Genomic DNA, 381 nt, shown 5'->3' with positions numbered 1-381 from the left:
ATATAAGACTTTATGAAAAACGTAAGTTATTGTCACATATTGAAACGACATCATCAACACTTGAGAAACAGTTACATGCGCTGAAGCGTCATCGAAATGTTGGTGATGTAAGAGGTCGAGGCTTAATGTTTGGAGTTGAATTAGTTACAGATAAAGATAGTAAAACGCCGTTAGAAATTGAAAAAGTTGAACGTATTGTACGTAATTGTAAAGAAAACGGGCTAATGATTAGAAATTTAGAAAATGTCATTACGTTTGTGCCAGTGTTAAGTATGTCAAATAAAGAAGTAAAAACGATGGTACGTATTTTTAAAAAGGCAGTACATAACATTTTAGATAGGAAGTGTTAATATGAATTTGGCTAAACGCATATTACAAGGG

At 32.3% G+C, this 381-nt stretch carries 1 protein-coding gene; it reads left to right on the top strand.

Translation table 11 applies throughout. The features are described from left to right. A partial coding sequence (locus I6F28_RS37270; protein WP_225143988.1) for an aminotransferase class III-fold pyridoxal phosphate-dependent enzyme occupies positions 1-350 on the top strand: 350 nt, incomplete at its 5' end. Positions 351-381: the final 31 nt, after the last annotated feature.

The sequence above is a fragment of the Bradyrhizobium sp. NBAIM14 genome (assembly GCF_020193895.1).
In the GTDB taxonomy this organism is placed as follows: Bacteria; Pseudomonadota; Alphaproteobacteria; order Rhizobiales; family Xanthobacteraceae; genus Bradyrhizobium; species Bradyrhizobium yuanmingense.
This window is presented reverse-complemented; position numbering and strand designations above follow the sequence as displayed.